This window comes from Myxococcus sp. AB025B, assembly GCF_006518215.1.
GTDB classification, from domain to species: Bacteria; Myxococcota; Myxococcia; order Myxococcales; family Myxococcaceae; genus Myxococcus; species Myxococcus fulvus.
In genome coordinates, this window is sequence record NZ_SRLW01000708.1 from 1 (window position 1) to 462 (window position 462).

Genomic DNA, 462 nt, shown 5'->3' on the forward strand with positions numbered 1-462 from the left:
CGTTTAATTGAACCGGATGCTATGGCAAGCAACTATAAGCCTTTATTTGATGATTCTAATCTAGGGTTAGTAGATAACGACCAATTAGTTTGGGGTAGTTATTTGCATGGGTTGTTTGATAATGGGGCGTGGCGGCGTGCTTGGCTAAATCGTCTGCGCCAACAAAGAGGCTTGAAGTCTTTACCTACTGGTATTCCCAACTATCGAGAGCAAAGAGAAAGTATGCTGGACACTTTAGCAACTAACATTGAAGCTCATTTGAATTTAAACGATATTTTGAAGTAAAAAGTATGGTTTCTGTACAGTTTTTACCAGACGATATCACCACCGAGGCGGAAGTTGGAGAATTAATCTTAGATGTAGCCGCTCGATGTGGGATAACTATTCCTACGGGCTGCTTAATGGGTTCTTGCCATGCTTGCGAAGTAGAAATAGACGACGCTCAAGCAATTCGTGCTTGTA

Annotated in this window: 1 protein-coding gene and 1 pseudogene; both read left to right on the forward strand. The window is 41.8% G+C overall.

Annotated elements, in window-relative coordinates; genetic code table 11:
- A pseudogene (locus FL311_RS43620) lies at positions 1-285 on the forward strand (hypothetical protein); the annotation flags it as partial.
- A 5-nt stretch (positions 286-290) separates the two neighbouring features.
- The coding region (locus FL311_RS46420; RefSeq protein ID WP_141333595.1) for a 2Fe-2S iron-sulfur cluster binding domain-containing protein at positions 291-462 on the forward strand (172 nt) is incomplete at its 3' end.